The organism is Pseudomonas sp. ZT5P21 (assembly GCF_054897785.1).
Window position 1 is genome coordinate 5,277,489 of record NZ_CM142705.1, and the last position, 25,509, is coordinate 5,302,997.

The window sequence follows — 25,509 nt, forward strand, 5'->3', positions numbered from 1 at the left end:
GGTGCCCCAAGCCTCACCTCACGTCAATGAGACCACTTGAAATCAGCAGTCGGGCTTGTCGGCCGTGAAACGACGCGCCGGGTTCACCGCCGCGCCGAACTCACGCAGAGCTTTCGCGCCGATCAGCAGCGGGTAGTTGAAACTGCTACGGTCGGTGAGGTTGACCTCGACCGTGCGCTTGACGTTGCCCAAGCACAGTTCCAGATCGACCACCGGGCGTTTGGTGGGCTCGATCGACTCCTTGTCATCCTCGTCCTCTTCGGAGCGCGTCTTGATCTTGCTGATCCGCGCGACCTTATGCTCGTAGACTTTGTTACTGGCGTCTTTGGTGGCGAGGCGGAAACGTACCCACTCATCGCCGTCGCGGGTGAAGGTTTCGATGTCTTTGGCCGACAGCGATGCCGTCAGGGCGCCGGTGTCCATTTTGGCCTTGAGGACTTCACCGCCGATTTCCGGCAGGGCGATGTATTCGTAGCGCCCGTAGAGAGTCGGCTCAGCGGCCAGCACCGGCAGGGCCATGAGGGAAAGCAGTGCGAGGAGGGATTTCACGTAATGGGCTTCCTGGAAAAGTGGGCAGTGAATTTTTAGACCGTCAGTGAGCCATTCGTTCGTTCTTTAGATCGCTTCGCGGGCAAGCCCGCTCCCACAGGGTATTGTGTCGTTCACCTATCTTGTGTGCACCTCCATCCACTGTGGGAGCGGGCTTGACCGCGAAGAGGCCAGATCAGCAACCCTAAAAGCGTGAGTCTTCGAGTTGGCTCAAGCATATCGCCGCAAAGGTAAAATATTCGTCAGCACCGATTTGGCCTCTCGCTTGAAGCTGCTTATCATGGCGCGCCCAAACGCTTTCAAGAGTCACTTATGCGCCGCCTGCTCACCGGCTGTTTCGTTACCCTGCTGCTGTTGCTCAACACCCTGATCCTGTTCGGGCCGCTGATGGTGTTTGCCCTGCTCAAACTGATCCTGTCCGGCCGCTTGCGTGATGATGCCTCGGGGGCGGTGATGTGGGTCGCCGAGACCTGGGCCGAGATCGACAAGCTGATCTTCCGCCTGTGCATCCCCACGCAATGGGACATTCGCGGCGGCGCTGATCTGCGTAGCGATACGTCTTATCTGGTGATCAGCAACCATCAATCCTGGGTCGACATTCCGGCGCTGATCCAGACACTCAACCGGCGTACGCCGTTTTTCAAATTCTTCCTCAAGAAAGAACTGATCTGGGTACCGTTCCTGGGTCTGGCGTGGTGGGCGCTGGATTACCCGTTCATGAAGCGATACACCAAGGCGTTTCTGGCGAAGAACCCGACGCTTGCCGGCAAGGATCTGGACATCACCAAAGCCGCGTGCGAGCTGTACAAGCGCCAGCCGGTGACGGTGGTCAATTATCTGGAAGGCACCCGCTACACCCTGGCGAAAAGTACCCAGCAGCAATCACCTTTCACGCATCTGCTCAAGCCCAAGGCGGGCGGCGTGGCGTTTGTATTGGCGGCGATGGGTGAGCAACTGGATGCCATTCTCGATGTGACAGTGGTGTATCCGCAGCGGAAGATTCCGGGGTTCTGGGATTTGATCAGCGGTAACGTGCCGAGGGTCATCATCGACATCAACACTCGCGAACTCGACCCCGCACTGTGGCAGGGCGACTACGAGAACGATCCGTTGTTTCGGCAACTGTCCAGAACTGGGTCAACCAGCTCTGGATCGAAAAGGACCGGCGCATCGACGCCTTGCGCGCCGAGCGCCATTGAATCAGCTGCCCATGCCCCAGATTCCGCCCAAGTTCTGCAGCAGCGAACCACCGACGCCCTGCTGACCGAGGTATTGCAGAATTACCGGGGCAAACTGGCCGATCATGCCGCTGTCCATGCCCAAAGCGCTGAACGCGTTGTTCAGGTCGTTGCTGTCCTTGACGTTCCCCAGCGCGTTATCCAGACCCGCGGCCTTACCGGACGAACCGAGCAAACCGGCCAGTGCACCCAGCTCACCACCGCCCGGGAGTGTGTCGATGCCGGGTACGCTTTTCGCCAGTTCCGAATAGTCGGTCGAACTCAACTGGTTCTTCGCCAACCCCAACATGGCCCCGGCACCACCGACGGCTTGCTGCGGCGTCACGTTCAATTGGCTGAGCGCACCCAGCAGATCGGCTGTTTCAGACGTCGGAGCTGCCGCTGTGGCGGCGTTATCGCCCTTCATGCCAGAGATGGCATTGGCCGCATCGTTCAGACTGAACTGGGCAAAGACCGGGCTGGCCGCCAGGGTCATGAGCGATGCCAGTGCAATACCGCGTGAAATCTTCATCCAGACATCCTCTTGCGCCATAAAAACCGCCCGGTAACGGGTGGAAAAGCTGCCGTTTTGACCGGGCTTCTGTCGGCATGTTCCTCAGCACTACGCCCATTTTTAACCCGCTCGCACACAGGGGTTGTACTAATCCCAACAAAAACGGCGACCCGAAGGTCGCCGTTTTTTATTGCGTGAAGCCTTATGCCGCACTAAACAACTTATGCGGATCGATCACAAACTTCTTCGGTACGCCCGCATCGAACTCGCCATAACCACGTGGCGCGTCATCCAGACTGATGACTTCCACGCCAACGATGTCGGCAATGTGAATGCGGTCCCACATGATCGCCTGCATCAGCTGGCGGTTGTATTTCATCACTGGTGTCTGACCAGTGTGGAAGCTGTGGGATTTGGCCCAGCCCAGACCGAAGCGAATGCTCAGGCTGCCCATTTTCGCGGCCGCGTCCACGGCACCCGGATCTTCGGTCACGTACAGGCCGGGGATACCGATTTTGCCGGCCACCCGAACCACGCCCATCAGCGAATTGAGCACCGTGGCCGGCGCCTCGTGTTTCACGCCGTCATGGCCGTGACCGCGCGCTTCGAAGCCCACGGCGTCGACGGCGCAATCCACTTCTGGTTCACCCAGCAGCGCGGCGATCTGTTCGTGCAGCGGGGTATCGAGGGACAGGTCGGCGATTTCGAAACCCTGGGCCTTGGCGTGTGCCAGGCGGACGGTGTTGACGTCACCGATGATCACCACCGCTGCACCCAACAGGCGAGCGGAAGCGGCAGCCGCCAGACCGACCGGACCGGCACCGGCGATGTACACCGTGCTGCCCGGGCCAACGCCGGCGGTCACTGCGCCGTGGTAACCGGTTGGCAGGATGTCGGAGAGACAGGTCAGGTCGCGAATCTTTTCCATCGCGCGATCGCGATCAGGCAGTTTCAGCAGGTTGAAGTCAGCGTACGGCACCATCGCGTATTCCGCCTGGCCGCCGGTCCAGTCACCCATGTCGACATAACCATAAGCACCGCCCGGACGCGCCGGGTTCACGCTGAGGCAGACACCGGTGTGCATTTCCTTGCAGGAACGGCAGCGCCCGCAAGCCACGTTGAACGGTACGGACACCAGGTCGCCGATCTGCAGGTTCTCGACGTCGCTGCCCTTCTCGATCACTTCACCGGTGATTTCGTGGCCCAGTACCAGGCCGGTTTGAGCGGTGGTACGGCCGCGCACCATGTGCTGGTCGGAACCACAGATGTTGGTGGAAACCACACGCAGGATGACAGCATGGTTAATCTTCCTGCCGCGCGGGTCCTGCATTTTCGGATAGTCGATTTTCTGTATTTCGACCTTGCCATTGCCGAGATACACCACACCACGATTGCCAGACATGCTTTCACCTCGCTTTTGTTTTTATGTAGCGGTCGCGTCGCCATGGATCAGCGGCGCGTTGATTGCTCGGGTTATTGCCTGTGTGTCATGTGTTGTCTGTTATGCCGCTATCGCGAGCAAGCGCGCTCCCACAGTGATCGGGGTGTACACAAGATCTGCAAACAACACAAAACCCTGTGGGAGCGAGCTTGCTCGCGATGGCGATCTAAAGAACGACGGTTCTGTTAGCGTTCAAAAACACTCTTCTTTCAATGTGATACCCGACGGCCCGCGCCAACGTCAGCCCTTCGATATCCCGCCCCTTGGCGATCAGATCTTCCGGGTAATGACTGTGGTCAACCGCCTCCACACCCTGGGCAATGATCGGCCCTTCGTCCAGGTCGTTGTTGATGTAGTGCGCCGTGGCGCCCACCAGTTTCACGCCCTTGTTGTAGGCCTGGTGATACGGCTTGGCGCCCTTGAAACCGGGCAGCAGGGAGTGGTGAATATTGATCGCCTTGCCGTCGAGTTTGCGGCACAGCTCGGGCGACAGAACCTGCATGTAACGCGCAAGGATCACCAGTTCGGCGCCGGACTCTTCGATCACCTGCCACACCTGACGCTCCTGCGACGGTTTGTCGTTTGGGTCGAGCGGGAAGTGGTAGTACGGAATCTGATGCCAGTCGGCCAACGGCTTGAGATCCGGGTGGTTGGAGACCACGGCGGCGACGTCCATCGATAACTGGCCGATGCGCTGGCGGTAGAGCAAATCGTTGAGGCAGTGATCGGCTTTGGAGACCATGATCACCACTTTCGGCCGGTAGTTCGGCGCGGTCAGTTCGAAGATCATGCCAAACGCTTGACCGCGCTCTTCCAGGCCTGACCGGAAGGCTTGTTCGTTAAAGCCGTCGGGTTGACGGAATTCCACGCGAATGAAGAAACGGCCCGAGAGCCGGTCATCGAACGAATGGTGCTCAGTGACGTAGCAGCCCTGCTCGAACAGAAAGCGGGTCACCGCGTCCACGGTGCCGAGGACGCTGGGGCAGTCGGCGGTCAGAATCCATGTGTCTGGGGCGCGGCTCATAGTGCGGTGACTCCTGTTCGAAAATACCTGCACAACTTCAAGGCTATGCAGGATCTTGTGGCGAGGGGATTTATCCCCGTTGGATCGCGAAGCGGTCCCAAAACCGGCAACCGCTGCGTATCAGGCAGACCGCAGGCAATGGTTTTACGACTGCTTCGCAGCCGAACGGGGATAAATCCCCTCGCCACAGGTGTGAGCGATTATTACGCCTGAACGCTCAGGCCGTACTCGGCCGCCGCATCTTGCAACCACAACCACCAGTAATTCGAGAAGCTTCGGCGGATCAGCAGTTCCCAGGTGTCTTCGGCGGTGTGGCGGATCACCAGTTGCGACTTGGCGAACACGGTGCCAACGGCCTTACCCACTGGAAAGCTGTTGGGGTGCACGTCATAGCTGGTGGATTTCATCAGCACCTGGCGCACGTTCGGGCCGCTCAGTTCGAGGATCTGCTGGCCGCCGCTGACGTTGACGATCTGGATGTGCAGGTCACCCAGCGCCTCGCGGAGTTTTTGCTCGGCGGCGAATTCTTCGCCCGTCGGCACGATCAGCAGCCATTCATCCGGGCCCATCCATTGCAGGCTGGTTTCGCCTTTGACGATGACGCTCAGGGCACCCGGCAATTCGATGCCGAGGGCTTTGTGTACGCCGGCGGAAAACGCCGCATCATGACCATCGCCTCGAAGGGTCAGGTGGCCGAGGAGTTTTTTCTCACGCACGATCACGCCGGCGTTTTTACGGCCCTTGCCCACGAGGCTGGCGAGGTCGGCATGATGCAGCGACGACTCGGCCTTGGCCCCGGTGGTTGGGCGTTGTTGGTAAACATTGGCTGCGGTCATAAAGCACCTGTTCCTGAATTCTGTTGGTTCTGGCTCTTGTGGTGGCAGTCCTGCCGCCATCGCGAGCAAGCTCGCTCCCACCGTGGATTGATGCCTGACACAAACTTTCCTGGCGACTTCAAATCCTGTGGGAGCGAGCTTGCTCCGGGCGGCGATCCGACGATGCAGACAACGCGGTTTAGCGGCGCGCCCACAGGCCCCGAGGCCACTTAAACGTTCTGGCGATCACCTTTCGGATCGAAGAACACCGAAGAAACGATTTCCGCCTCGATCACGCTGCCATCGGCCAACGGTGCGAACACCCGCTCACCGATCCGCTTCAAGCCACCCTTGACCACGCCCATGGCAAACGAATAGCCGAGGGAGTTGTGCAAGTAGCTGGAAGTAACGTGGCCGACCATGGTCATCGGAATCGTCTGCTTGGTGTTGAACACCAACTGCGCACCTTCCGGCAGCCATTTGGTCGGGTCGATCGGTTTCAGGCCCACCAGCTGTTTGCGCTGATCACGCACACAGTCTTCGCGGTTCATGCCGCGCTGGCCGATCCACGAAAACGGTTTGGTGCGACCGACACACCAGCCCATGTTCAGGTCGTCCGGGGTCATCGAGCCGTCAGTGTCCTGACCGACGATGATGAAGCCCTTCTCGGCCCGCAGGATGTGCATGGTCTCGGTGCCGTACGGCGTCAGGTTGTACGGCTTGCCGGACTCGACGATTTTCTCGAGCACGCCCATGGCGTAGTCGGCTTGCACGTTGACTTCGTACGACAGCTCACCGGTAAACGAAATCCGGAACACCCGCGCCGGCACACCGCCGACCAGGCCTTCTTTCCAGGTCATGAACGGGAAGGCTTCGTTGCTCAGGTCGATGTCGGTGACTGCGCTGAGCAGCTTGCGGCTGTTCGGCCCGGACAGGGTCATGGTTGCCCAGTGATCCGTCACGGAAGTGAAGTACACCTTGAGGTCTGGCCATTCGGTCTGCTGGTAGATTTCCAGCCATTGCAACACACGTGCAGCGCCGCCAGTGGTGGTGGTCATTACGAAGTGGTTGTCGGCGAGACAGGCGGTGACGCCGTCGTCGAAGACCATGCCATCTTCTTTGCACATCAGGCCGTAACGGGCCTTGCCCACGTCGAGCTTAGTCCAGGCGTTGGTGTAGATGCGGTTGAGGAACTCACGCGCATCCGGGCCTTGAATGTCGATCTTGCCGAGGGTCGAAGCGTCGAGCAGGCCGACGCTGTCACGCACGGCTTTGCATTCGCGTGTCACGGCGGCGTGAATGTCTTCACCGTTTTTCGGGAAGTACCATGGACGCTTCCACTGACCGACGTCTTCAAACTCGGCGCCGTTCTTCACGTGCCAGTGATGCAGCGCGGTGAAGCGTACAGGTTCGAAAATGTGCCCACAGTGACGACCGGCCACAGCGCCAAAAGTCACGGGCGTGTAGTTCGGACGGAACATGGTGGTGCCCATCTGCGGGATGGTCACGTTCAGCGAACGGGCGGCGATGGCCAGACCGTTGACGTTGCCGAGCTTGCCCTGATCGGTGCCGAAGCCCAGCGCGGTGTAGCGCTTGACGTGCTCGACCGACTCGAAGCCTTCGCGGGTCGCCAGTTCGATACCACCGGCGGTGACGTCGTTCTGGAAGTCGACGAACTGCTTTGGCGCACGGGCGGAGTTTTTCTCGTGCGGCACCTGGAACAGCGCCAGGGTCGGTTCTTCGAGACGGCTCAGGGCTTTCGGCAAGGTGCCTTCGACCACACTGAAACCGGCTTCGCTGGCGGCACGGGCACCGCCTTCAAAACCATCGGCCAACGAATCGCCGAGGCCGTAGACGCCGTTGATACCACCAACGCACACGCGTTTCTGCGGTGCTTCACCCGGTACGAAACCGAGGATGTCTTCACGCCAGATCGGCTTGCCACCGAGGTGCGAAGCCAGGTGAACCACTGGGCTGTAACCGCCGGAACTGGCGATCAGATCGCATTCGAGCCACTCGCCAGGACTGGTCACGGCGTGGGCCTTCACATCGATTGCGGCAACGCGGGCGGCGGTCACACGCTTGGTGCCACGAGCCTCGATCACGGAGCTGCCGGTCAGGATGCGAATGCCTTTGGCGCGGGCTTCTTCCACCAGCGCCCCGCGCGGATTGCTGCGAGCGTCGGCAATCGCCACCACTTGCAGGCTGGCATCGAGCCAATCCAGCGCTACGCGATAAGCGTGATCGTTGTTGGTCGACAGCACCAGTTTCTTGCCCGGTGCCACACCGTAGCGACGAACGTATGTCGAGACAGCGCCGGCGAGCATGTTGCCCGGTACGTCGTTGTTGCCGTAAACCAGCGGACGCTCATGAGCGCCGGTCGCCAGCACCACACGCTTGGCGCGAACCCGGTGAATGCGCTGACGAACCTGGCCAATCGGTGCACGGTCGCCGAGGTGATCGGTGAGGCGCTCGTGAATGGTCAGGAAGTTATGGTCGTGGTAACCGTTGACCGTGGCGCGCGGCAACAGCAACACGTCCGGGGTGTCTTTGAGCTCGGCGATGACGCTGGCGACCCACTCGCTGGCAGGTTTGCCGTCGAGGCTTTCGCGGGAGTCGAGCAGGCTACCGCCGAATTCTTCCTGCTCATCGGCCAGGATCACCCGGGCACCGCTGCGCGCGGCGGCCAATGCAGCGGCCAGGCCAGCCGGGCCGCCGCCGACGATCAGCACGTCACAATGCTGGTTCATGTAGTCGTAGGTGTCCGGATCGTTCTCAGTCGGCGAGCGGCCAAGACCGGCAGCCTTACGAATGTACTTCTCGTAGGTCATCCAGAACGATTGCGGGTACATGAAGGTTTTGTAGTAAAAACCCGGCGGCATCAGCTTGCCGCCGACCTTGCCGAGAATCCCCATCATGTCGTTGTTGACGCTCGGCCAGCCGTTGGTGCTGGTCGCGACAAGGCCTTGGTACAGCGCTTGTTGCGTGGCGCGAACGTTCGGGATTTGCGTGGCTTCAGTCGCGCCGATCTGCAGCACCGCGTTCGGCTCTTCGGAGCCGGCGGCGAAAATGCCGCGCGGACGGGAATACTTGAAGCTGCGACCGATGATGTCGACGCCGTTGGCAATCAGGGCTGCTGCCAGGGAGTCGCCTTCAAAGCCTTTGTAGGTCTGGCCGTTGAAGGTGAAGCTCAGCACTTTGTTGCGGTCGATCCGTCCGCCGTTGGACAGGCGATTGATCTGGCTCATACCTTCTCTCCCAGAGCCGTGGCGGCCGCTTTCGGGCTGTCGGTCTTGTCGGTGAATTGTGGCTTGGTGCCGATCTTGTAGGTTTCGAGAATCTCGTAGGTCACGGTGTCACGGGTCGCGTTGAAGTACTGGCGGCAACCGGCGGCGTGAATCCACAACTCGTGGTGCAGACCGCGAGGGTTATCGCGGAAGAACATGTAGTCGCCCCACTCCTCGTCGGTGCAGGTGTTCGGGTCCAGTGGGCGCGGGATGTGCGCCTGGCCGGATGCGTGGAATTCCTCTTCGGAGCGCAACTCGCCGCAGTGAGGACAGAAGATATGCAACATGGGGATTTCTCCTGTTAGTGGGCAACCGCAGCAGCGCCGTGTTCGTCGATCAACGCACCGTTGTGGAAACGGTCGATGGAGAAAGGTGCGGCCAATGGGTGCATTTCACCCTTGGCCAGGCTCGCGGCAAATACGTTGCCCGAGCCAGGAGTTGCCTTGAAGCCACCGGTGCCCCAACCGCAGTTGAAGAACATGTTCGGGACCGGGGTTTTCGAGATGATCGGGCAGGCATCCGGCGTGGTGTCGACGATGCCGCCCCACTGGCGGTTCATGCGTACACGCGACAGGATCGGGAACATCTCGACGATGGCCTGGATGGTGTGTTCGATCACCGGGTACGAACCACGCTGGCCGTAGCCGTTGTAGCCATCGATGCCGGCGCCGATCACCAGGTCGCCCTTGTCGGACTGGCTGATGTAACCGTGCACGGCGTTGGACATGATCACGCTGTCGATAATCGGCTTGATCGGCTCGGACACCAGCGCTTGCAGCGGGTGGGATTCGATCGGCAGACGGAAACCGGCGAGTTTGGCCATGTGCCCGGAGTTACCGGCAGTGACCACACCGACGCGCTTGGCGCCGATGAAGCCCTTGTTGGTTTCAACACCGATGCACACGCCGTTTTCCTTGCGGAAGCCGATCACTTCGGTCTGCTGGATCAGGTCTACACCAAGTGCATCGGCGGCACGGGCAAAACCCCAGGCCACGGCATCGTGACGGGCCACACCGCCGCGACGCTGGACGGTTGCACCCATCACCGGGTAGCGGGTGTTCTTCGAGCAGTCGAGATATGGAATCTCGTCGGCCACTTGCTTGGCATCGAGCAGCTCGCCGTCCACACCGTTGAGACGGTTGGCGCTGACCCGACGCTCGGAATCACGAATGTCCTGCAGGGTGTGGCACAGGTTGTAGACGCCGCGCTGGGAGAACATCACGTTGTAGTTCAGGTCCTGGGACAGACCCTCCCACAGTTTCATCGCGTGTTCGTACAGATGCGCCGATTCGTCCCACAGGTAGTTGGAGCGAACGATGGTGGTATTGCGCGCGGTGTTACCGCCACCCAGCCAGCCTTTTTCGACCACGGCCACGTTGGTGATGCCGTGTTCCTTGGCCAGGTAGTAGGCGGTCGCCAGACCGTGCCCGCCACCGCCGACGATGACCACGTCATAGACCTTTTTAGGGGTCGGCGTGCGCCACATTTTCTGCCAGTTTTCGTGATGGCTGAGGGAGTGTTTGAAGAGGCCGAAGCCCGAGTAGCGTTGCATAGTCATTTACTCCAAAACCGCGCTCAGCGATAAACCGGGAAGTCCGCGCACAGGGCTGTCACTTGCTGGGCGACATTGGCCTCGACATCGGCATCGCCGAGGTTGTCGAGGATGTCGCAGATCCAGCCGGCCAGCGTGACGCATTGGGTGACCTTGAAGCCGCGCGTGGTCACCGCCGGGGTGCCGATACGCAGACCAGAGGTCACGAACGGCGACTGTGGATCATTCGGGACAGCGTTCTTGTTCACGGTGATGTGCGCGCGACCGAGTGCTGCATCCGCCTCTTTGCCGGTGAGGCCCTGACGGATCAGGCTAACCAGGAACAGATGGTTGTCAGTGCCGCCGGACACTACATCGTAGCCGCGTTTGATAAATACGCCGGCCATGGCCTGGGCGTTGTCGATCACTTGCCGCTGGTAGGTCTTGAAGCCAGGCTCGAGCGCTTCCTTGAAGCACACTGCCTTACCGGCGATCACGTGCATCAGCGGGCCGCCTTGGGCACCCGGGAAGACTGCCGCGTTGAGCTTTTTCTCGATTTCTTCGTTGGCCTTGGCCAGGATCAGGCCGCCACGCGGACCGCGCAGGGTCTTGTGAGTGGTGGTGGTCACAACATCAGCGTAAGGCAGCGGATTCGGGTACAGGCCGGCAGCGACCAGACCGGCGACGTGAGCCATGTCGACGAACAGCAGCGCACCGACCTTGTCGGCGATCTGACGGAAGCGTGGAAAGTCGAGGGTCTTGGAGTAGGCCGAGAAGCCGGCGACGATCATCTTCGGCTTGCATTCCACGGCAATGCGCTCGACTTCGTCGTAGTCGATCAGCCCGGTCTTGGTGTCGATGCCGTACTGCACGGCGTTGTACAGTTTGCCCGAGGACGATACCTTGGCGCCGTGGGTCAGGTGACCACCATGGGCCAGGCTCATGCCCAGAATGGTGTCGCCGGCTTGCAGCAGGGCCAGGTACACGGCGCTGTTGGCCGAGGAGCCGGAGTGCGGCTGGACGTTGGCGTAATCGGCGCCGAACAGTTGTTTGGCGCGTTCGATGGCCAGCGCTTCAACCTTGTCGACGTGCTCGCAGCCACCGTAGTAGCGCTTGCCCGGATAGCCTTCGGCGTATTTGTTGGTCAGGCCGCTGCCCTGCGCTTCCATGACGCGTTTGCTGGTGTAGTTCTCTGACGCGATCAGCTCGATGTGATCTTCCTGGCGTTGCTCTTCGGCATTCATCGCCGCCAGCAGTGCATCGTCGTAACCCTGGATCTGGTCTTGCTTGCTGAACATCGCGTCTCTCCCAGCGGCGGCGGTGCGCCATTCGTCTCGGTAAGGCACGTACCTGTCGGCAGTGCCCTTTGACGTGATGGTATGACCGGCGCAGACAGGTCAAATGCCTACGGACGCCACGCAAAGGTGCGTTTACGACATGGGCTGAAATGGCCGGAAGAAGGAAGCCCTTTTGTGGCGAGGGGATTTATCCCCGTTGGGCCGCGAAGCGGCCCCCTGCATTCTTTCAGGGATACCCCGCGAGCAGTTATTGCGACAGCTTCGCCGCCGAACGGGGATAAATCCCCTCGCCACAGGGGCGGGTCAGGCCAGGAGTTGGCGCAGGGCCAGAAGCACGAGGAAATGCGCGGGATAAAGGGCATACGCCCAGCGTCGCATCGGCGGCGGTTTGAATTGGCTGGCATGTCGCAACAAGACCAGCCCCAGCAATGGCGCGATCAGACAAACGGCAATGCCTAGGACGGCCGCACTGTTACCAAACCAGGCGGAGTAATACAGCACTTCCCATTGATTGGCGGCCACGCAGACCAATCCCGGCAACAGGCTGAAATACCAGGGACGCCTGATCACCAGCAGCATCGCCAGCGGCAGCAAAACACCAAAGAAGCCGAACATCAGACGTTCCGGGAACAGCGCCGCCAGGAGGAGTGCGCCAACCGCGAGCAGGCGCGATGGCAGCGTCTTTTGCTGCCAGCCCCGCGCGACCAGCAGCCCAAGCGCCAGCGTAGGCAATACGTTCAAGGTGTCGGGATCAGGAATGAATATCCGGTAAGGGATTTCGCTTAACGCACTGAACAGCAACAGCCAGCCCAAATACCGCCACTGATGTGTGACTTCCCGTGCCCGCGAAACATTCACCGCCATCGCCAGACAGAACCACGGAAAGGCCAACCGGCCTGGGACATACAGAATATCGACGGAATAACCGACATATCGCAGGTGATCGAGCACCATGCTCAGCAGCGCCAGCCACTTGAGCAGATCCAGTGCCCCATCCCTTTGTGTCATGTGCATAATTGCCCGTCGTCTTCGTAATTTTTTGTCAGACGCATCTTGTGCGCTCGCCGGATGATCTTCGGTACAGTGCGCACCATCATTGACCACGAGGCGCTTCACCATAAGCGGCTCGATCACGGAAAGCAGGGCCATGACCGATAAGAGCCAACAATTCGCCAGCGACAACTATTCCGGTATCTGCCCTGAAGCCTGGGCGGCGATGGAACAGGCCAACCACGGCCACCAGCGCGCCTACGGCGACGATGAATGGACCGCCCGCGCGTCCGATCAATTCCGCAAATTGTTCGACACCGACTGCGAAGTGTTCTTCGCGTTCAACGGCACTGCGGCCAACTCATTGGCCCTGTCGTCTCTGTGCCAGAGTTACCACAGCGTAATCTGCTCGGAAACCGCCCACGTCGAAACCGACGAATGCGGCGCTCCGGAATTCTTTTCCAACGGTTCCAAACTGCTGGTCGCTCGCACCGAGAACGGCAAGTTGACCCCGGAATCGATCCGCGAAGTGGCCCTCAAGCGCCAGGACATCCACTACCCGAAACCGCGCGTCGTGACCCTGACCCAGGCCACCGAAGTCGGCAGTGTCTACACCCCGGAAGAAATCCGCGCCATCAGCGCCACCTGCAAAGAGCTGGGTCTGAACCTGCACATGGACGGCGCACGTTTTTCCAACGCCTGCGCGTACCTCGGCTGCACGCCGGCCGACCTGACCTGGAAGGCCGGCGTCGACGTGCTGTGCTTCGGCGGCACCAAAAACGGCATGGCGGTAGGCGAGGCGATTCTGTTCTTCAACCACAAACTGGCCGAAGACTTCGATTACCGCTGCAAACAGGCCGGCCAACTGGCCTCGAAGATGCGCTTCCTCTCGGCGCCATGGGTCGGCATTCTGGAAAACGACGCCTGGCTCAAATACGCCCGCCACGCCAACCATTGCGCGCAGTTGCTGGCGGAACTGGTCAGTGACATTCCAGGCGTGGAACTGATGTTCCCGGTGCAAGCCAATGGCGTGTTCCTGCAACTCTCGGAACCGGCCATCGCCGCGCTGACCGCCAAGGGCTGGCGCTTCTACACCTTCATCGGCAACGGCGGCGCACGTTTCATGTGCTCGTGGGACACCGAAGAAGAACGCGTGCGGGAATTGGCGGCGGATATTCGCGAAGTCATGTCCCGCTGATCCCCGACATGAAATGAAACCCTGTGGGAGCGGGCTTGCTCGCGAATGCGGTTTGTCATCCGCCATTGATGCTGACTGATATGACGCATTCGCGAGCAAGCCCGCTCCCACAGGATCGCGGTTTACAAGTCCTGACTGACTGGCCTTAAGGCATGCCCTCCTTGCCACAAATACTTGGTCTACATTGACTGGCGAGCCGTTCCACTCGCTCAGACAATAATAATCAGGAGCCTACACATGTCATTACAAGGCAAAACCCTGTTCATTACCGGCGCCAGCCGCGGGATTGGTCGTGAGATCGCGCTGCGGGCCGCGCGCGATGGGGCCAACATTGTGATTGCGGCCAAAAGCGCCGAACCGCATCCGAAGTTACCGGGCACGATTTTCAGTGTTGCGAAGGAAGTTGAAGCCGCAGGCGCAAAGGCGCTGGCCTTGCAGGTTGATGTACGCGATGAGGTCGCGGTGCGAGACGCACTTGCCCAGGCCAACGAGCATTTCGGCGGTATTGATGCGCTGATCAACAACGCCGGCGCAATCAAGCTGACCGGCGTTCAACACATCGAGCTCAAGCGCTTTGACCTGATGCACCAGATCAACACCCGCGCCGTGTTGCTGTGCAGTCAGGCTGCCTTGCCCTACCTGAAGAAGAGCAGCGGCCACATCCTCAACCTGTCTCCGCCGCTCAACCTGGCGACCCAGTGGTTCGCCCAATACAGCCCGTACACCGTGACCAAATATGGCATGAGCATGCTCACATTGGGCATGAGCGAGGAATTCAAAAACTACGGCATCAGCGTCAACTCGCTGTGGCCGCAGACCATGATCGCCACCGCCGCCATCGAGTTTCAGCTGGGTTCTCGCGAGTCCTTCAAGCATGCGCGCACACCCGCGATCATGGCGGACGCCGCCCACGTGATTCTGGACAGCAGCGGTCGCAGCATCAGCGGGCGGTTGCTGATTGATGAGGAAATACTTCGGGAGAACGGCATAACCGAGTTCGACCACTATCGGTTCGACCCCGACAGCAACGACAAGCTGATGCCGGACCTGTTTGTCGATTGAAACACGAACCATTGTGGGAGCGGGCTTGCTCGCGAAAGCGTCGGATCAGTCAATATTGATTTGAATGACACACCACATTCGCGAGCAAGCCCGCTCCCACCCGGTTCCATGGTGTGTATCAAAACTCGATGCGCACGTCGCCCTTCGGCACGCTGCAGCACGACAGGATGAACCCTTCGGCTTCGTCTTCTTCAGTGATCCCGCCGTTGTGCTCCATTTCGACCTCGCCACCCAGCTTCATCACCTTGCATGTCCCGCAAATCCCCATGCCGCAGGCTTTTGGAATCAACAGACCCAGCTTGGCAGCAGCGGCGTGGACGGTTTCACCCGGTGCCACACGAATACTCTTGCCGGAGGCGGTGAACTCCACCTGATGCAGATCCGCCACGTCGACTTCCGGTGCATCCGCCGCTTGTTCGGCTTGTTCTACCGCATCGGCACGGGCTTCCGGTGGAGTCGCGCCGAAGGATTCCTCGTGATACCGCTTCATGTCAAAACCAGCGGCTTCGAGCATGCGCTTGACCGCATTCATGTACGGCGTCGGGCCGCAGCAGAAGACTTCGCGCTCGAGAAAGTCCGGTGCCATCAGTTCGAGCATCTTGTGGTTTAGGTAGCCGCGATAACCGGCCCATGGCTCGCCCAAGCCGTGTTTCTCACAGATCAGGTGCAGGCTGAAGTTGTCGATCCGCGACGCCATGTGTTCCAGCTCGCGGTGATAAATAATGTCTTTGGGTGAGCGGGCGCTGTGGATAAACACCATGTCGACGTTGCCGTTGGTGTCATAGAACCAGCGCGTCATGGACATGACCGGCGTGATACCGACACCGCCACTGAGGTAGAGCACTTTCGGCGCAGTGAAGTCCATGGCGTTGAACAGCCCGACCGGCCCGTGGACCGCCAGCTCCTGGCCTTCGTGCAGGGTGTCGTGCAGCCAGTTGGAAACCTTGCCACCCGGCACGCGCTTGATCGTTACCGAAAAGCTGTAAGGCACCGATGGCGAGCTGGAAATGGTATAGGAACGCATGACCGGCACGCCCTCGATTTCCAGTTCCAGGGTGACGAACTGACCCGGCTTGAAGAAGAACAGAATCGGCTGGTCGGCCATGAAGCAGAAGGTGCGCACATCCCAGGTTTCCTGGATGACTTTGACGCAACGGACGATGTGTCGACCATTGGCCCAGGTCTGGGTGGTTACCGGATTCAGGAAGCTGTTGGACATGCTGTTCTCCACCGCCGATAGTCGGCCTTATGTTGGCGATTCTGCGTATAGCGCAGGCCACCCATTTACCTATCTGCGACATTCACATACTTATCGCGACCAGCCCCCAACTACCGGGGGTTGCGCGTCGGGAACAGATTGGGCCATGTCGCCCATGGATAAGGTTCCGGGCAACGCCGGCCCCACACTCGCCCCATACCAATACACAACCTTTACACCTTGCGTTGCAAACCTGATCAGCCACTTTCGCGGCCACGCAGATGGCCTTGAGGAAACACACGATGGACGTCACCGCAAAAATCAGCCTGGGCGATCCGCTGGAACCCGCACGCAAGGCCACCGCGCAGATGCTGCAAGAGCGTGAACGCACGTTCTCGCTGCCGCAGCCGTTCTACTCTGACGAGCGGCTGTTTGATATCGACATGCAGGAAATCTTCCAGAAAGAGTGGTTGATCGCTGGCATGACCTGCGAGATCCCGACCAAGGGCAACTACCTGACCCTGCAAATCGGCAAAAACCCGATCATCGTGATTCGCGGTGCCGAGGGCGTGGTGCATGCGTTCCACAACGTCTGCCGTCACCGTGGCTCGCGGCTGTGCACCAGCGACAAGGGCAAGGTGGCCAAGCTGGTCTGCCACTATCACCAATGGACCTACGAACTGGACGGTCGCCTGCTGTTCGCCGGCACCGAAATGGGCGCCGACTTCGATATGAAGCAGTACGGCTTGAAACCGGTGAATGTGAAGACGGCCGGCGGCTACATCTTCATCAGCCTCGCGGACAACCCGCCGGCCATTGATGACTTCCTGTCGACGCTCAGCCATTACATGGAACCGTACGACATGGAGAACACCAAGGTGGCGGTGCAAACCACCTTGATGGAAAAGGCCAACTGGAAACTGGTGCTGGAGAACAACCGCGAGTGCTACCACTGCAACGCGTCGCACCCGGAACTGTTGAAGACCCTGCTGGAATGGGACGACGTCACCGATCCGCGCGCCGACCAGGCGTTCAAGGACCACGTCGCCGCCTCCGCCGCCTCCTGGGAAGCCGAGAAGATTCCTTACGCCCACGCCAGCTTCGGCCTGCGTAACCGCATCGTGCGCATGCCGCTGCTCAAGGGCACCGTGTCAATGACCCTGGACGGCAAACAGGGCTGCGCCAAACTCATGGGCCGCATCAAGAACCCGGACCTGGGCTCGATGCGCATCCTGCACCTGCCGCACTCGTGGAACCACTGCATGGGCGATCACATCATCGTGTTCACCGTGTGGCCGATCAGCGCTCAGGAAACCATGGTCACCACCAAGTGGATCGTGCACAAGGACGCGGTCGAGGGCGTGGACTACGACGTGGAGCGCATGCGCCAGGTCTGGGATGCGACGAACGATCAGGACCGTCGTCTGGCCGAAGAGAACCAGCGCGGGATCAACTCCAGCGCTTACCAGCCTGGGCCTTACTCCAAGACCTATGAGTTTGGTGTGGTGAACTTTGTGGACTGGTACAGCGAGCGTCTGTTGAACAACCTGGGGGCTGAGCCTGCGCCTTATCTTAAAGGGGTACCGGTCCAAGGCTAACCGCCCACAGTAGGAGCGAGCTCGCTCGCGAAAAACCCGAGTGCGCCGTTGGCCACATGGTTCTACGCGTTATCGTTCACGCCCATCGCGAGCAAGCTCGCTCCTACAAGGGCCCCTCTTTTAAGACTGTACGAAATATGATCTATTACGTTCAGCGCTATACCCTCCGTGGCTTCCAGCCTTCAGCAAACAAGTTATCCACACCTCCACCCACAGCTAATGGGGACAAGTGCGAGATGACGAATAAATTTCTCCATAGAAACCGAAGAAAATCCGTGACTTATCCAGAACCAGGGTGTTCAACAACGATTGGTTGTTTTTTGATCTAACGCTTCTAAGCCGCACAATACATGACCTGTAGCGGATGACGAACACGTTATCCACAGAAGCGCCAACAGACTTTGGGGGCAACTTCAGCGCATCTGTGGAAAACCGCCAGAAGCCGCGATAAATCTGGGCTATCAACTACTTTATCCCTCCAAAGCGGCAAATTGATCATTTTTTAATCATGCACTTGGAAGGCCCGGTTCGTATGGCCTGTAGCGGACAGCGAACACCTTATCCACAGATGCGCCAACAGAGATTGTGGGCAAGTATGACTGCGCCAGCAAAGTTATTCTGGAGAAAAACCTCGAAAAAACCGTGAGTTAGGCTGGTTGTTTCTTGTACGAAGGCTTGCAGGGCTTGATTTGTATGGCGTTCAGCGATGGGCGAACACGTTATCCACAGAAGCGCTCACAGGGATTGTGAGTAACATCGGTAAAATCTGAAACAAGCGAGCAATTTCCCGCGCATCACTGCGCTGGGCCGAACGAAATTCAACGGTCTTTACTTTTTCCTTGTGGGAGCGGGCTTGCTCGCGAAGGCGGTGTGTCAGGCGATATTAATGTCGACTGTCACACCGCCTTCGCGAGCAAGCCCGCTCCCACATTTTTAGATCTGCGCTGGTGATCCGCTAGCGGACCACGCCTTCTTCGATCAACAACTTGAGAATCGCCTCGGCGCCAGCCTCGGCACTCAGCCCTTTAAGCACCTGGCCGCCACCACCACTGGCCTTGGCCGTCGCGGCTTTCATCCGGTCCGCACCGCTTTTGGCTTTGATCACCTTCAAGCGTTTAGGCCTTGGCTTGGCCGGTTGCAGCGTCGCGACGGACAGCAGTTCATCCTCGATCACTTCGACTTCATCCGCCTGCAACACACCGCGCCGAGCCGGACCGTAAGCGCTCTGACGAGGTTTCGGTGCCGCGTTATCCACCGTCGCGAGAAACGGCAGCCGCACCTTCAAACGACGACGCTGGCCACGGGGCAAGGCTTGCAGCACCAGCGCCGAACTGCCGTCGATGGATTCCACTTGAGCCAGCCCTACCACCAGCGGCCAGCCAAGGCTTTCCGCCAGCAGAAACGGCAACATGCCCGAGCCTTCCCCGGTTTCGGCCTGGCTGCCGGTCAGCACGACTTGCACGCCGGCATCGCGCAAATACGCGGTCAACGCCGGCAAGGCATCGGCACCTGAAGGCTGTTCCAGCACATGCAACTGCTCCAGACCCATGCCCAGATACGCGCGCAATGCAGGCTCCGCGACATTGCCGGCATGCAGCACTTGCAGGTTATCCCCAGCCAGCTGCAGACCCAGTTCCACCGCTCGCGCATCCTGCTCCGCGCGACGTGGCCGGCCGGAGGTCGGGTGGGCGCCGATGGACACCAGGCTGATGATTTTTGTACTCATAACCCTTTCCTTCCCTTAAGCCGCATCGCGCTTGGCGTCGTTGCGGTAAGCCTCTACCGCCGCGATCAAGGCTTGAAGAATCTCGGCGCTCTCGCCGATTACCGACAGGTCGGCCCGTTTGATCATGTCGCAGCCAGGGTCAAGATTGACCGCCACCACCCTGTCGCAAGCACCGATGCCTTGCAGGTGCTGGATCGCCCCGGAAATCCCCACCGCCACGTAGACCCGTGCGGTGACCCAGGTGCCGGACGCGCCGACCTGACGGTCACGGGCCATGAAACCATCGTCCACTGCCACTCGGGATGCGCCTTCGGTGGCGCCGAGCGCTTCGGCGGTCCTGTGGAAAAGTCCCCAGTCTTTGACCCCGTTGCCGCCGGAGAAGATGAACTCGGCTTCGGCCATTGGAATTGCCGCCGGATCCACCGCCACCGCACCCAAATCTTCAATGCGCGACAAGCTGCGCGCGACCGCTGTGGATAACTCCACCGGCAAGGCTTCGTGACGGGTTTCGCTGACCGGTTCGGCACATTCGGCAGTGGCCAGAATCAGGCGTGCGACCGGACGTGCAAGGTCTTGCAACCCGGCGCCAGCGCGACCGATGCATTCCTGATCCTTGACCTGCCAGACCCGCGTAGCCGGGCGTTCACCCAGCGCTGCGGCAAAGCGCCGACCGAGTTCGCCGCCTCCGCTGCGACTGTCCGGTAGCAGCCAGTGCCGCGGGCTGAACTGGTTATCCACAGCCCGCAGGCCCTGGACCCGTTGTTCTGGTGCATAACCGCTGAATTCATCGCCTTCCAGTACCAGCAGGCGATCGACGCCTGCGGTGGCGAAGGCATTCTCTTTATGTTCGCCGAAGACCACGGCCAACACCGCGCCGTCCTTGCCCGCCAACTGATGCGCCAGGCCGAGCAAATCGCGGTCGTGGCTGCTCAAGCGCCCGCCGACCATGTCCGGCACCACGCTGATGTAAAACGCAGGTGCAGGCACTTGATGCAGCGGCAATTGCACTTCAATAGCAGCCGAACGTTTGGTCGCCCCTCCCTGCTGCGCGCCACTGCGGTCAATCCGTTTGATGCCGTTGGGGCCGATAAATCCGACGCCATGGGGGTTCTTGCGGATGACGCCATTCGGGCCCATCCAGCTGTGTTGCGCCGGCTGCATGGCCGCATGCAGCGGGTGCAGGCGGTTACGGGCAATCCATTCGGCGCGGGGATCGCGGCGGATAATGTCGCTCATCAGTGGGCCTCCGCAGGTTCACGTTGGACCGGTGTGGCCGGTTTGCTTGGGGCTGTGTCTTCAAGCAACGCGTCGGCCACCAGTTCGGCGATGTCCTTGATCAGCGGACGCGGTTCGACCACGCCTTCAAGCATCGCGGTGCATTGTGGGCAACCCACGGCCACCAGTTCGGCGCCGGTTTCGCGGATGTCTTCCATGCGCATGTCGGGAATCCGCTGCTTGCCCGGAATGTCGGTGATCGGTGCGCCGCCACCGCCGCCGCAGCAGCGTGAGCGGAAGCCGGATCGTTGCATCTCTTTCACTTCGATACCGAGAGCGCGCAATACCTCGCGCGGTGCTTCGTATTCACCGTTGTAGCGACCGAGGTAGCACGGGTCGTGATAGGTCACGCTGCTGCCTTTGTGCTGGCCGAGATTCAGCGCGCCAGCGCCGATGATTTCGGCCATGTAGGTGCTGTGGTGTTGCACGAGGTAGTTGCCGTCGAAGGCGCCGTATTCGTTTTTCAGCACATGAAAGCTGTGCGGGTCGCAGGTGACGATGCGGTTGAAGCTGTATTTGGCTAAGGTCTGGATATTGCGTTTGGCCAACAGCTGGAAGGTCGCTTCGTCGCCCAGACGTCGGGCCACGTCACCGCTGTCGCGCTCTTCAAGACCCAGCACGGCGAAGTCGATTTTCGCCGCCTTCAGCACTTTGACGAAGGCGCGCAAGGTGCGCTGGTTGCGCATGTCGAAGGCGCCGTCGCCGACCCAGAACAATACGTCGGTGGATTTCTTCTCGCTGAGCAGAGTCAGGTTCAAGTCCGCCGCCCAGTTCATCCGCCCGCCCGGTGCGAAACCGCCCGGGTTGTCGGTGGCGATCAGGTTTTCGAGGACTTCGGCGCCCTTGTTCGGGGTCGCGCCTTTTTCCAAAGTCAGATGGCGGCGCATGTCGACGATGGCGTCGACGTGCTCGATCATCATCGGGCATTCCTCGACGCAGGCACGGCAGGTGGTGCAGGACCACAAGGTTTCGGCATCCACCAGACCGTTGACGATCGGTTGATGCGGATTGCCGGCGTGTAAACCGACTTCTTTACCAGGATACGGACTGCCAGCGAATTTGGCATCGGTGCCGCCAGCCAGGCCGACGACCATGTCCTGAATCAGTTTTTTCGGATTCAGTGGTTGGCCGGCGGCGAATGCCGGGCAGGCTGCTTCACATTTACCGCACTGCACGCAGGCGTCGAAACCGAGCAGCTGGTTCCAGGTGAAATCCTTGGGCTTTTCTACGCCCAGCGGTGCGGTTGGATCGTTGAGGTCCAGCGGTTTCAAACCGGTGGAACGACCACCGCCAAAACGTTCGGCGCGACGGTGCCAGGCGAGGTGCAGCGCACCGGCGAAGGCGTGCTTCATCGGCCCGCCCCAAGTCATGCCGAAGAACAATTCCGAGACGCCCCACAGCACGCCGATCCCGAGGATCACCGCCAACACCCAGCCTCCGAAGTCTTGCGGAAGGATCCCCGCTACCGGCAGGGTCACCAGGAAGAACGACACCGAGAACGCCAACAGGCTTTTCGGCAGACGCATCCAAGGGCCTTTGGACAACCGTGCCGGTGGATTGCGTCGACGCAGGTACACAAAGATCGCACCGACGAACATCACCGCCGTCATCAGCAACAGCGCATAACCGAGGAAACGGTTATGCAAGCCGAACCCGTGAACCAGAATCGCCAGCACCGCAGACGCCACCGCCCCACCCGCCGTGGCGACGTGGGTGTTGGCGATGTATTTGTCCCGCGCGACGACGTGGTGCAAATCGACCATGTAACGCTTGGGCATGGCGAACAGGCCGCCGATCAGGTCGACCTTGGAGACTCGACCTCGGCGCCACATAGCCACCCGCCGCAACGCGCCGAGGACCGCAAGGCCCAGGGCTGCGAACAACAGGATTGGAAGTAGGGTGTTCAACATGGTGGAGCTCCCAGAGACCTCGGGGTCATGTGCGCGCCGATGAGAGCGACGCACCTACTTGTGGCGAGGGAGCTTGCTCCCGCTGGAGCGCGAAGCGCTCCCAAAACAGCCTAGGTGCACACCTGAGGCACCTCGACTGCAGGTTTTGGGGCTGCTTCGCAGCCCATCGGGAGCAAGCTCCCTCGCCACAGGTGATGGTGGTAATCCTTTAGAAATCCTTGCACAACCGCAGCGCGTCATAGATCGCCGCGTGGGTGTTGCGTTGCGCCACGCAGTCGCCGATGCGGAACAGCAAGTAACCGTCGCCCGGCTGGCTCAACGAAGGTTGTGGCTTGATCGCGAACAAAGCTTCGATGTCCATCTGGCCTTTGTTGCGCGAGCCTTCCTTCATGGCGTAGTAGATTTCTTCGTCCGGGCGCACGCCGTTTTCGACGACCACTTGATCCACCACCCGCTCCTCTTTGGCGCCGGTGTATTCGTTTTCCAGCACCGCCACCAGCTTGTCGCCTTCGCGGTAGACCTTCTCCAGCATCATGTCGCCGGTCATGATCACTTCTTTCGGGTACATGCTGCGGTAATACGTCGGGAACGATGTACCGCCAATCGCCACGCCCGGTTTGATGTCGTCGGTGACGATCTCGACCTGGCTGCCCTTGTCGGCGAGGAAGTCGGCGGTCGACATCCCGGTGAACTCGCAAATGGTGTCGTAGACCAGCACGTTCTTGCCCGGTGCGACCTTGCCATCGAGGATGTCCCAGCTGCTGACCACCAGGCCTTCCGCCGCGCCCCAGTGTTCGTTCTGCTCCAGGAATGGATGGCCGCCGACGGCGAGCACCACCACGTCCGGACGCAGGTCGAGAATGGTCGCTGCATCGGCTGCCACGCCCAGGCGCAGGTCGACTTTCAGACGCGCCAGCTCCAGTTGGAACCAGCGCGTGATACCGGCGATCTGGTCCCGTTGCGGGGCTTTCGAAGCCGTCGTGATCTGCCCGCCGATGAATTCTTTCTTCTCGAACAAGGTCACGTCGTGGCCACGTTCGGCCGACACGCGAGCCGCTTCCATCCCGGCAGGACCGGCACCGACCACCACAACCTTGCGCTTCACACCGGTCGACTTCTCGATGATGTGCGGCACGCCCATGTATTCACGGGACGTCGCGGCGTTCTGGATGCACAGCACGTCCAAACCCTGGTACTGACGGTCGATGCAGTAGTTGGCGCCGACGCACTGTTTGATCTGGTCGACCTGGCCCATTTTGATCTTGGCGATAAGGTGCGGGTCGGCGATGTGGGCGCGGGTCATGCCGACCATGTCCACGTAACCGCCTTCAAGAATACGGGTCGCCTGGTTCGGGTCCTTAATGTTCTGCGCGTGCAAAACAGGGGCCTTCACCACTTCCTTGATACCGGCCGCCAGATGCAGGAACGGCTCCGGTGGATAACTCATGTTCGGGATAACGTTGGCCAGGGTGTTGTGGGTGTCGCAACCCGAGCCGACGACGCCGATGAAATCGATCATGCCGGTGTCGTCGTAATACTTGGCGATCTGCTTCATGTCCTCGTGGGACAAGCCGTCCGGGTGGAACTCGTCACCGCACAGACGGATGCCGACGCAGAAATCCGGGCCGACTTCGGCCCGCACAGCCTTGATCACTTCGAGGCCGAAACGCATGCGGTTCTCGAAGCTGCCGCCCCACTCGTCAGTGCGTTTGTTGACGCGCGGGCTCCAGAACTGGTCGATCATGTGCTGGTGCACGGCGGACAGTTCGACGCCGTCCAGGCCACCGGCCTTGGCGCGTGCGGCGGCGCTGGCGTAGTTGCCGATCACCCGCCAGATTTCTTCCGGCTCGATGGTTTTGCAGGTCGCACGGTGCACCGGTTCCCGGATGCCCGACGGTGACAGCAGGGTTGGCCAATGCTCGCCGTCCCAACGGGAGCGACGGCCCATGTGGGTAATCTGGATCATGATCTTGGCGCCATGCTTGTGCATGGCATCGGCCAGGTTCTGGAAGTGCGGAATGATCCGGTCGTCGGCCAGGTTGACCGACTTCCACCAGCCTTGCGGGCTGTCGATGGCCACGCTGGAGGAACCGCCGCAAATCGCCAGGCCGATCCCGCCCTTGGCTTTCTCTTCGTAATACTTGACGTACCGGTCGGTGGTCATGCCGCCGTCGGTCGCGTAGACCTCGGCGTGCGCGGTGCTGAGCACGCGGTTACGGATGGTCAGTTTGCCGATCTGGATCGGCTGGAACATTGCTTCGAAAGCCATGGCGGGTTCCTCGACTTACAACGGCTTGACGGTGAACAAACCGTCGTCGTGGCCTTCTTCGGAGCCACCGTAGACTTGCTCGGCAACGGTGCGAATCTGGCTGCCGCGGGCTTGCAGAATCTGGTCCATGGCACCGGCAAACCAGCCGGTGAACATGTAGTCGACCTTGCGCCCGACCTTGCCGTACACGTAGACGAACGCCGAGTGTTCGAGCTTGACGCTGGCGGTGCCTTTGTCGAGGTCGATGTCCTGGATCTTGAACAGGCCCCAGCCGCGTTGCGACAGGCGCTTCATGTAGTGCTCGAACACCGCGACGCCTTCCAGGCCATGGCATTCGGCTTCTTTTTCACACCAGTGCCAGGCGGATTTGTAGCCGGCCTTGTAGAGAATGTCGGCGTAGGCTTCGGCGCCCAGCACTTCCTCGATGCCCATGTGGTTGTTGACGAAGAAATGACGCGGCACATACAGCATCGGCAGGGCGTCGGAGGTCCAGACACCGGTTTCGCTGTCGACTTCGATTGGCAATTGCGGGGCGATCTTGGCCATGGAAACTTAACTCCAGAAAATTCGTGGTGTTGCCCCCGGCGCGGACGGCCGGAGGAAAGGA

At 60.3% G+C, this 25,509-nt stretch carries 19 protein-coding genes and 1 pseudogene; 4 read left to right on the forward strand and 16 right to left on the reverse strand.

Annotated elements, in window-relative coordinates:
• Positions 1 to 42: 42 nt before the first annotated feature.
• Complete coding sequence (rloA2, locus tag ACYZT9_RS24605; RefSeq protein ID WP_462007790.1) at positions 43 to 549, reverse strand: retropepsin-like aspartic peptidase RloA2; 507 nt, start codon at positions 547 to 549, stop codon at positions 43 to 45.
• A 312-nt stretch (positions 550 to 861) separates the two neighbouring features.
• On the opposite strand from rloA2, the pseudogene ACYZT9_RS24610 reads away from it, so the two are divergent.
• A pseudogene (locus ACYZT9_RS24610) lies at positions 862 to 1,748 on the forward strand (acyltransferase).
• Position 1,749: 1 nt separating this feature from the next.
• Here the strand turns inward: ACYZT9_RS24610 and ACYZT9_RS24615 are convergent.
• From ACYZT9_RS24615 to ACYZT9_RS24655, 9 genes are all read right to left on the reverse strand, one after another.
• The gene (locus tag ACYZT9_RS24615; protein WP_462007791.1) at positions 1,750 to 2,298 is read right to left on the reverse strand and encodes a DUF2780 domain-containing protein; all 549 of its coding nucleotides are present in this window, start codon (positions 2,296 to 2,298) and stop codon (positions 1,750 to 1,752) included.
• A gap of 184 nt (positions 2,299 to 2,482) precedes the next feature.
• Positions 2,483 to 3,682, reverse strand: coding sequence for a formaldehyde dehydrogenase, glutathione-independent (gene fdhA, locus ACYZT9_RS24620; RefSeq protein ID WP_007947729.1), 1,200 nt, complete (start codon positions 3,680 to 3,682; stop codon positions 2,483 to 2,485).
• A gap of 205 nt (positions 3,683 to 3,887) precedes the next feature.
• Positions 3,888 to 4,745: a formyltetrahydrofolate deformylase gene (gene purU / locus ACYZT9_RS24625; protein ID WP_462007792.1), complete on the reverse strand. Its 858-nt coding sequence runs from the start codon at positions 4,743 to 4,745 to the stop codon at positions 3,888 to 3,890.
• 203 nt (positions 4,746 to 4,948) lie between these two features.
• A complete protein-coding gene (locus tag ACYZT9_RS24630) occupies positions 4,949 to 5,581 on the reverse strand; it encodes a sarcosine oxidase subunit gamma (RefSeq protein ID WP_462007793.1) in 633 nt (210 codons plus the stop codon).
• A 209-nt stretch (positions 5,582 to 5,790) separates the two neighbouring features.
• Complete coding sequence (locus ACYZT9_RS24635) at positions 5,791 to 8,808, reverse strand: sarcosine oxidase subunit alpha (RefSeq protein ID WP_462007794.1); 3,018 nt, start codon at positions 8,806 to 8,808, stop codon at positions 5,791 to 5,793.
• Positions 8,805 to 9,134: a sarcosine oxidase subunit delta gene (locus ACYZT9_RS24640; RefSeq protein WP_253432999.1), complete on the reverse strand. Its 330-nt coding sequence runs from the start codon at positions 9,132 to 9,134 to the stop codon at positions 8,805 to 8,807. Before ACYZT9_RS24640 ends, ACYZT9_RS24635 begins: the two co-directional genes overlap by 4 nt.
• A gap of 14 nt (positions 9,135 to 9,148) precedes the next feature.
• The gene (locus ACYZT9_RS24645) at positions 9,149 to 10,399 is read right to left on the reverse strand and encodes a sarcosine oxidase subunit beta (RefSeq protein WP_427681094.1); all 1,251 of its coding nucleotides are present in this window, start codon (positions 10,397 to 10,399) and stop codon (positions 9,149 to 9,151) included.
• Between the two features lie 23 nt (positions 10,400 to 10,422).
• Positions 10,423 to 11,676: a serine hydroxymethyltransferase gene (gene glyA, locus ACYZT9_RS24650; RefSeq protein WP_462007795.1), complete on the reverse strand. Its 1,254-nt coding sequence runs from the start codon at positions 11,674 to 11,676 to the stop codon at positions 10,423 to 10,425.
• 303 nt (positions 11,677 to 11,979) lie between these two features.
• A complete protein-coding gene (locus tag ACYZT9_RS24655; RefSeq protein ID WP_462010282.1) occupies positions 11,980 to 12,690 on the reverse strand; it encodes a TraX family protein in 711 nt (236 codons plus the stop codon).
• A 133-nt stretch (positions 12,691 to 12,823) separates the two neighbouring features.
• On the opposite strand from ACYZT9_RS24655, the gene ACYZT9_RS24660 reads away from it, so the two are divergent.
• Both ACYZT9_RS24660 and ACYZT9_RS24665 read left to right on the forward strand, forming a co-directional pair.
• Positions 12,824 to 13,864, forward strand: coding sequence for a threonine aldolase family protein (locus tag ACYZT9_RS24660; RefSeq protein WP_462007796.1), 1,041 nt, complete (start codon positions 12,824 to 12,826; stop codon positions 13,862 to 13,864).
• A 237-nt stretch (positions 13,865 to 14,101) separates the two neighbouring features.
• Complete coding sequence (locus ACYZT9_RS24665; protein ID WP_462007797.1) at positions 14,102 to 14,926, forward strand: SDR family oxidoreductase; 825 nt, start codon at positions 14,102 to 14,104, stop codon at positions 14,924 to 14,926.
• A gap of 118 nt (positions 14,927 to 15,044) precedes the next feature.
• Here the strand turns inward: ACYZT9_RS24665 and gbcB are convergent, their stop codons facing one another.
• A complete protein-coding gene (gbcB, locus tag ACYZT9_RS24670; protein ID WP_462007798.1) occupies positions 15,045 to 16,145 on the reverse strand; it encodes a glycine-betaine demethylase subunit GbcB in 1,101 nt (366 codons plus the stop codon).
• A 281-nt stretch (positions 16,146 to 16,426) separates the two neighbouring features.
• On the opposite strand from gbcB, the gene gbcA reads away from it, so the two are divergent.
• Positions 16,427 to 17,722 (forward strand): glycine-betaine demethylase subunit GbcA, encoded by a 1,296-nt coding sequence (gbcA, locus tag ACYZT9_RS24675; protein WP_462007799.1) that lies wholly within the window; start codon positions 16,427 to 16,429, stop codon positions 17,720 to 17,722.
• 955 nt (positions 17,723 to 18,677) lie between these two features.
• Here the strand turns inward: gbcA and etfB are convergent.
• From etfB to ACYZT9_RS24700, 5 genes are all read right to left on the reverse strand, one after another.
• Positions 18,678 to 19,448, reverse strand: a complete 771-nt coding sequence (etfB, locus tag ACYZT9_RS24680) for an electron transfer flavoprotein subunit beta (RefSeq protein WP_462007800.1) — start codon at positions 19,446 to 19,448, stop codon at positions 18,678 to 18,680.
• A 15-nt stretch (positions 19,449 to 19,463) separates the two neighbouring features.
• The gene (etfA, locus tag ACYZT9_RS24685; protein WP_462007801.1) at positions 19,464 to 20,684 is read right to left on the reverse strand and encodes an electron transfer flavoprotein subunit alpha; all 1,221 of its coding nucleotides are present in this window, start codon (positions 20,682 to 20,684) and stop codon (positions 19,464 to 19,466) included.
• Entirely contained in the window at positions 20,684 to 22,633 is a 1,950-nt protein-coding gene (gene dgcB, locus ACYZT9_RS24690) for a dimethylglycine demethylation protein DgcB (RefSeq protein ID WP_462007802.1), read from the reverse strand. The genes etfA and dgcB overlap by 1 nt, the downstream gene beginning before the upstream one ends.
• Before the next feature lie 208 nt (positions 22,634 to 22,841).
• Positions 22,842 to 24,902: a dimethylglycine demethylation protein DgcA gene (dgcA, locus tag ACYZT9_RS24695; RefSeq protein WP_415758822.1), complete on the reverse strand. Its 2,061-nt coding sequence runs from the start codon at positions 24,900 to 24,902 to the stop codon at positions 22,842 to 22,844.
• Between the two features lie 15 nt (positions 24,903 to 24,917).
• Positions 24,918 to 25,448: a DUF5943 domain-containing protein gene (locus ACYZT9_RS24700; protein ID WP_150765259.1), complete on the reverse strand. Its 531-nt coding sequence runs from the start codon at positions 25,446 to 25,448 to the stop codon at positions 24,918 to 24,920.
• Positions 25,449 to 25,509: the final 61 nt, after the last annotated feature.

Bases quoted from the DNA above. Each gene is read 5' to 3' on its own strand.
- ACYZT9_RS24615 (WP_462007791.1), bottom strand. From the start codon at position 2,298: ATGAAGATTTCACGCGGTATTGCACTGGCATCGCTCATGACCCTGGCG.
- fdhA (WP_007947729.1), bottom strand. From the start codon at position 3,682: ATGTCTGGCAATCGTGGTGTGGTGTATCTCGGCAATGGCAAGGTCGAA.
- purU (WP_462007792.1), bottom strand. From the start codon at position 4,745: ATGAGCCGCGCCCCAGACACATGGATTCTGACCGCCGACTGCCCCAGC.
- ACYZT9_RS24630 (WP_462007793.1), bottom strand. From the start codon at position 5,581: ATGACCGCAGCCAATGTTTACCAACAACGCCCAACCACCGGGGCCAAG.
- ACYZT9_RS24635 (WP_462007794.1), bottom strand. From the start codon at position 8,808: ATGAGCCAGATCAATCGCCTGTCCAACGGCGGACGGATCGACCGCAAC.
- ACYZT9_RS24640 (WP_253432999.1), bottom strand. From the start codon at position 9,134: ATGTTGCATATCTTCTGTCCTCACTGCGGCGAGTTGCGCTCCGAAGAG.
- ACYZT9_RS24645 (WP_427681094.1), bottom strand. From the start codon at position 10,399: ATGCAACGCTACTCGGGCTTCGGCCTCTTCAAACACTCCCTCAGCCAT.
- glyA (WP_462007795.1), bottom strand. From the start codon at position 11,676: ATGTTCAGCAAGCAAGACCAGATCCAGGGTTACGACGATGCACTGCTG.
- ACYZT9_RS24655 (WP_462010282.1), bottom strand. From the start codon at position 12,690: ATGCACATGACACAAAGGGATGGGGCACTGGATCTGCTCAAGTGGCTG.
- ACYZT9_RS24660 (WP_462007796.1), top strand. From the start codon at position 12,824: ATGACCGATAAGAGCCAACAATTCGCCAGCGACAACTATTCCGGTATC.
- ACYZT9_RS24665 (WP_462007797.1), top strand. From the start codon at position 14,102: ATGTCATTACAAGGCAAAACCCTGTTCATTACCGGCGCCAGCCGCGGG.
- gbcB (WP_462007798.1), bottom strand. From the start codon at position 16,145: ATGTCCAACAGCTTCCTGAATCCGGTAACCACCCAGACCTGGGCCAAT.
- gbcA (WP_462007799.1), top strand. From the start codon at position 16,427: ATGGACGTCACCGCAAAAATCAGCCTGGGCGATCCGCTGGAACCCGCA.
- etfB (WP_462007800.1), bottom strand. From the start codon at position 19,448: ATGAGTACAAAAATCATCAGCCTGGTGTCCATCGGCGCCCACCCGACC.
- etfA (WP_462007801.1), bottom strand. From the start codon at position 20,684: ATGAGCGACATTATCCGCCGCGATCCCCGCGCCGAATGGATTGCCCGT.
- dgcB (WP_462007802.1), bottom strand. From the start codon at position 22,633: ATGTTGAACACCCTACTTCCAATCCTGTTGTTCGCAGCCCTGGGCCTT.
- dgcA (WP_415758822.1), bottom strand. From the start codon at position 24,902: ATGGCTTTCGAAGCAATGTTCCAGCCGATCCAGATCGGCAAACTGACC.
- ACYZT9_RS24700 (WP_150765259.1), bottom strand. From the start codon at position 25,448: ATGGCCAAGATCGCCCCGCAATTGCCAATCGAAGTCGACAGCGAAACC.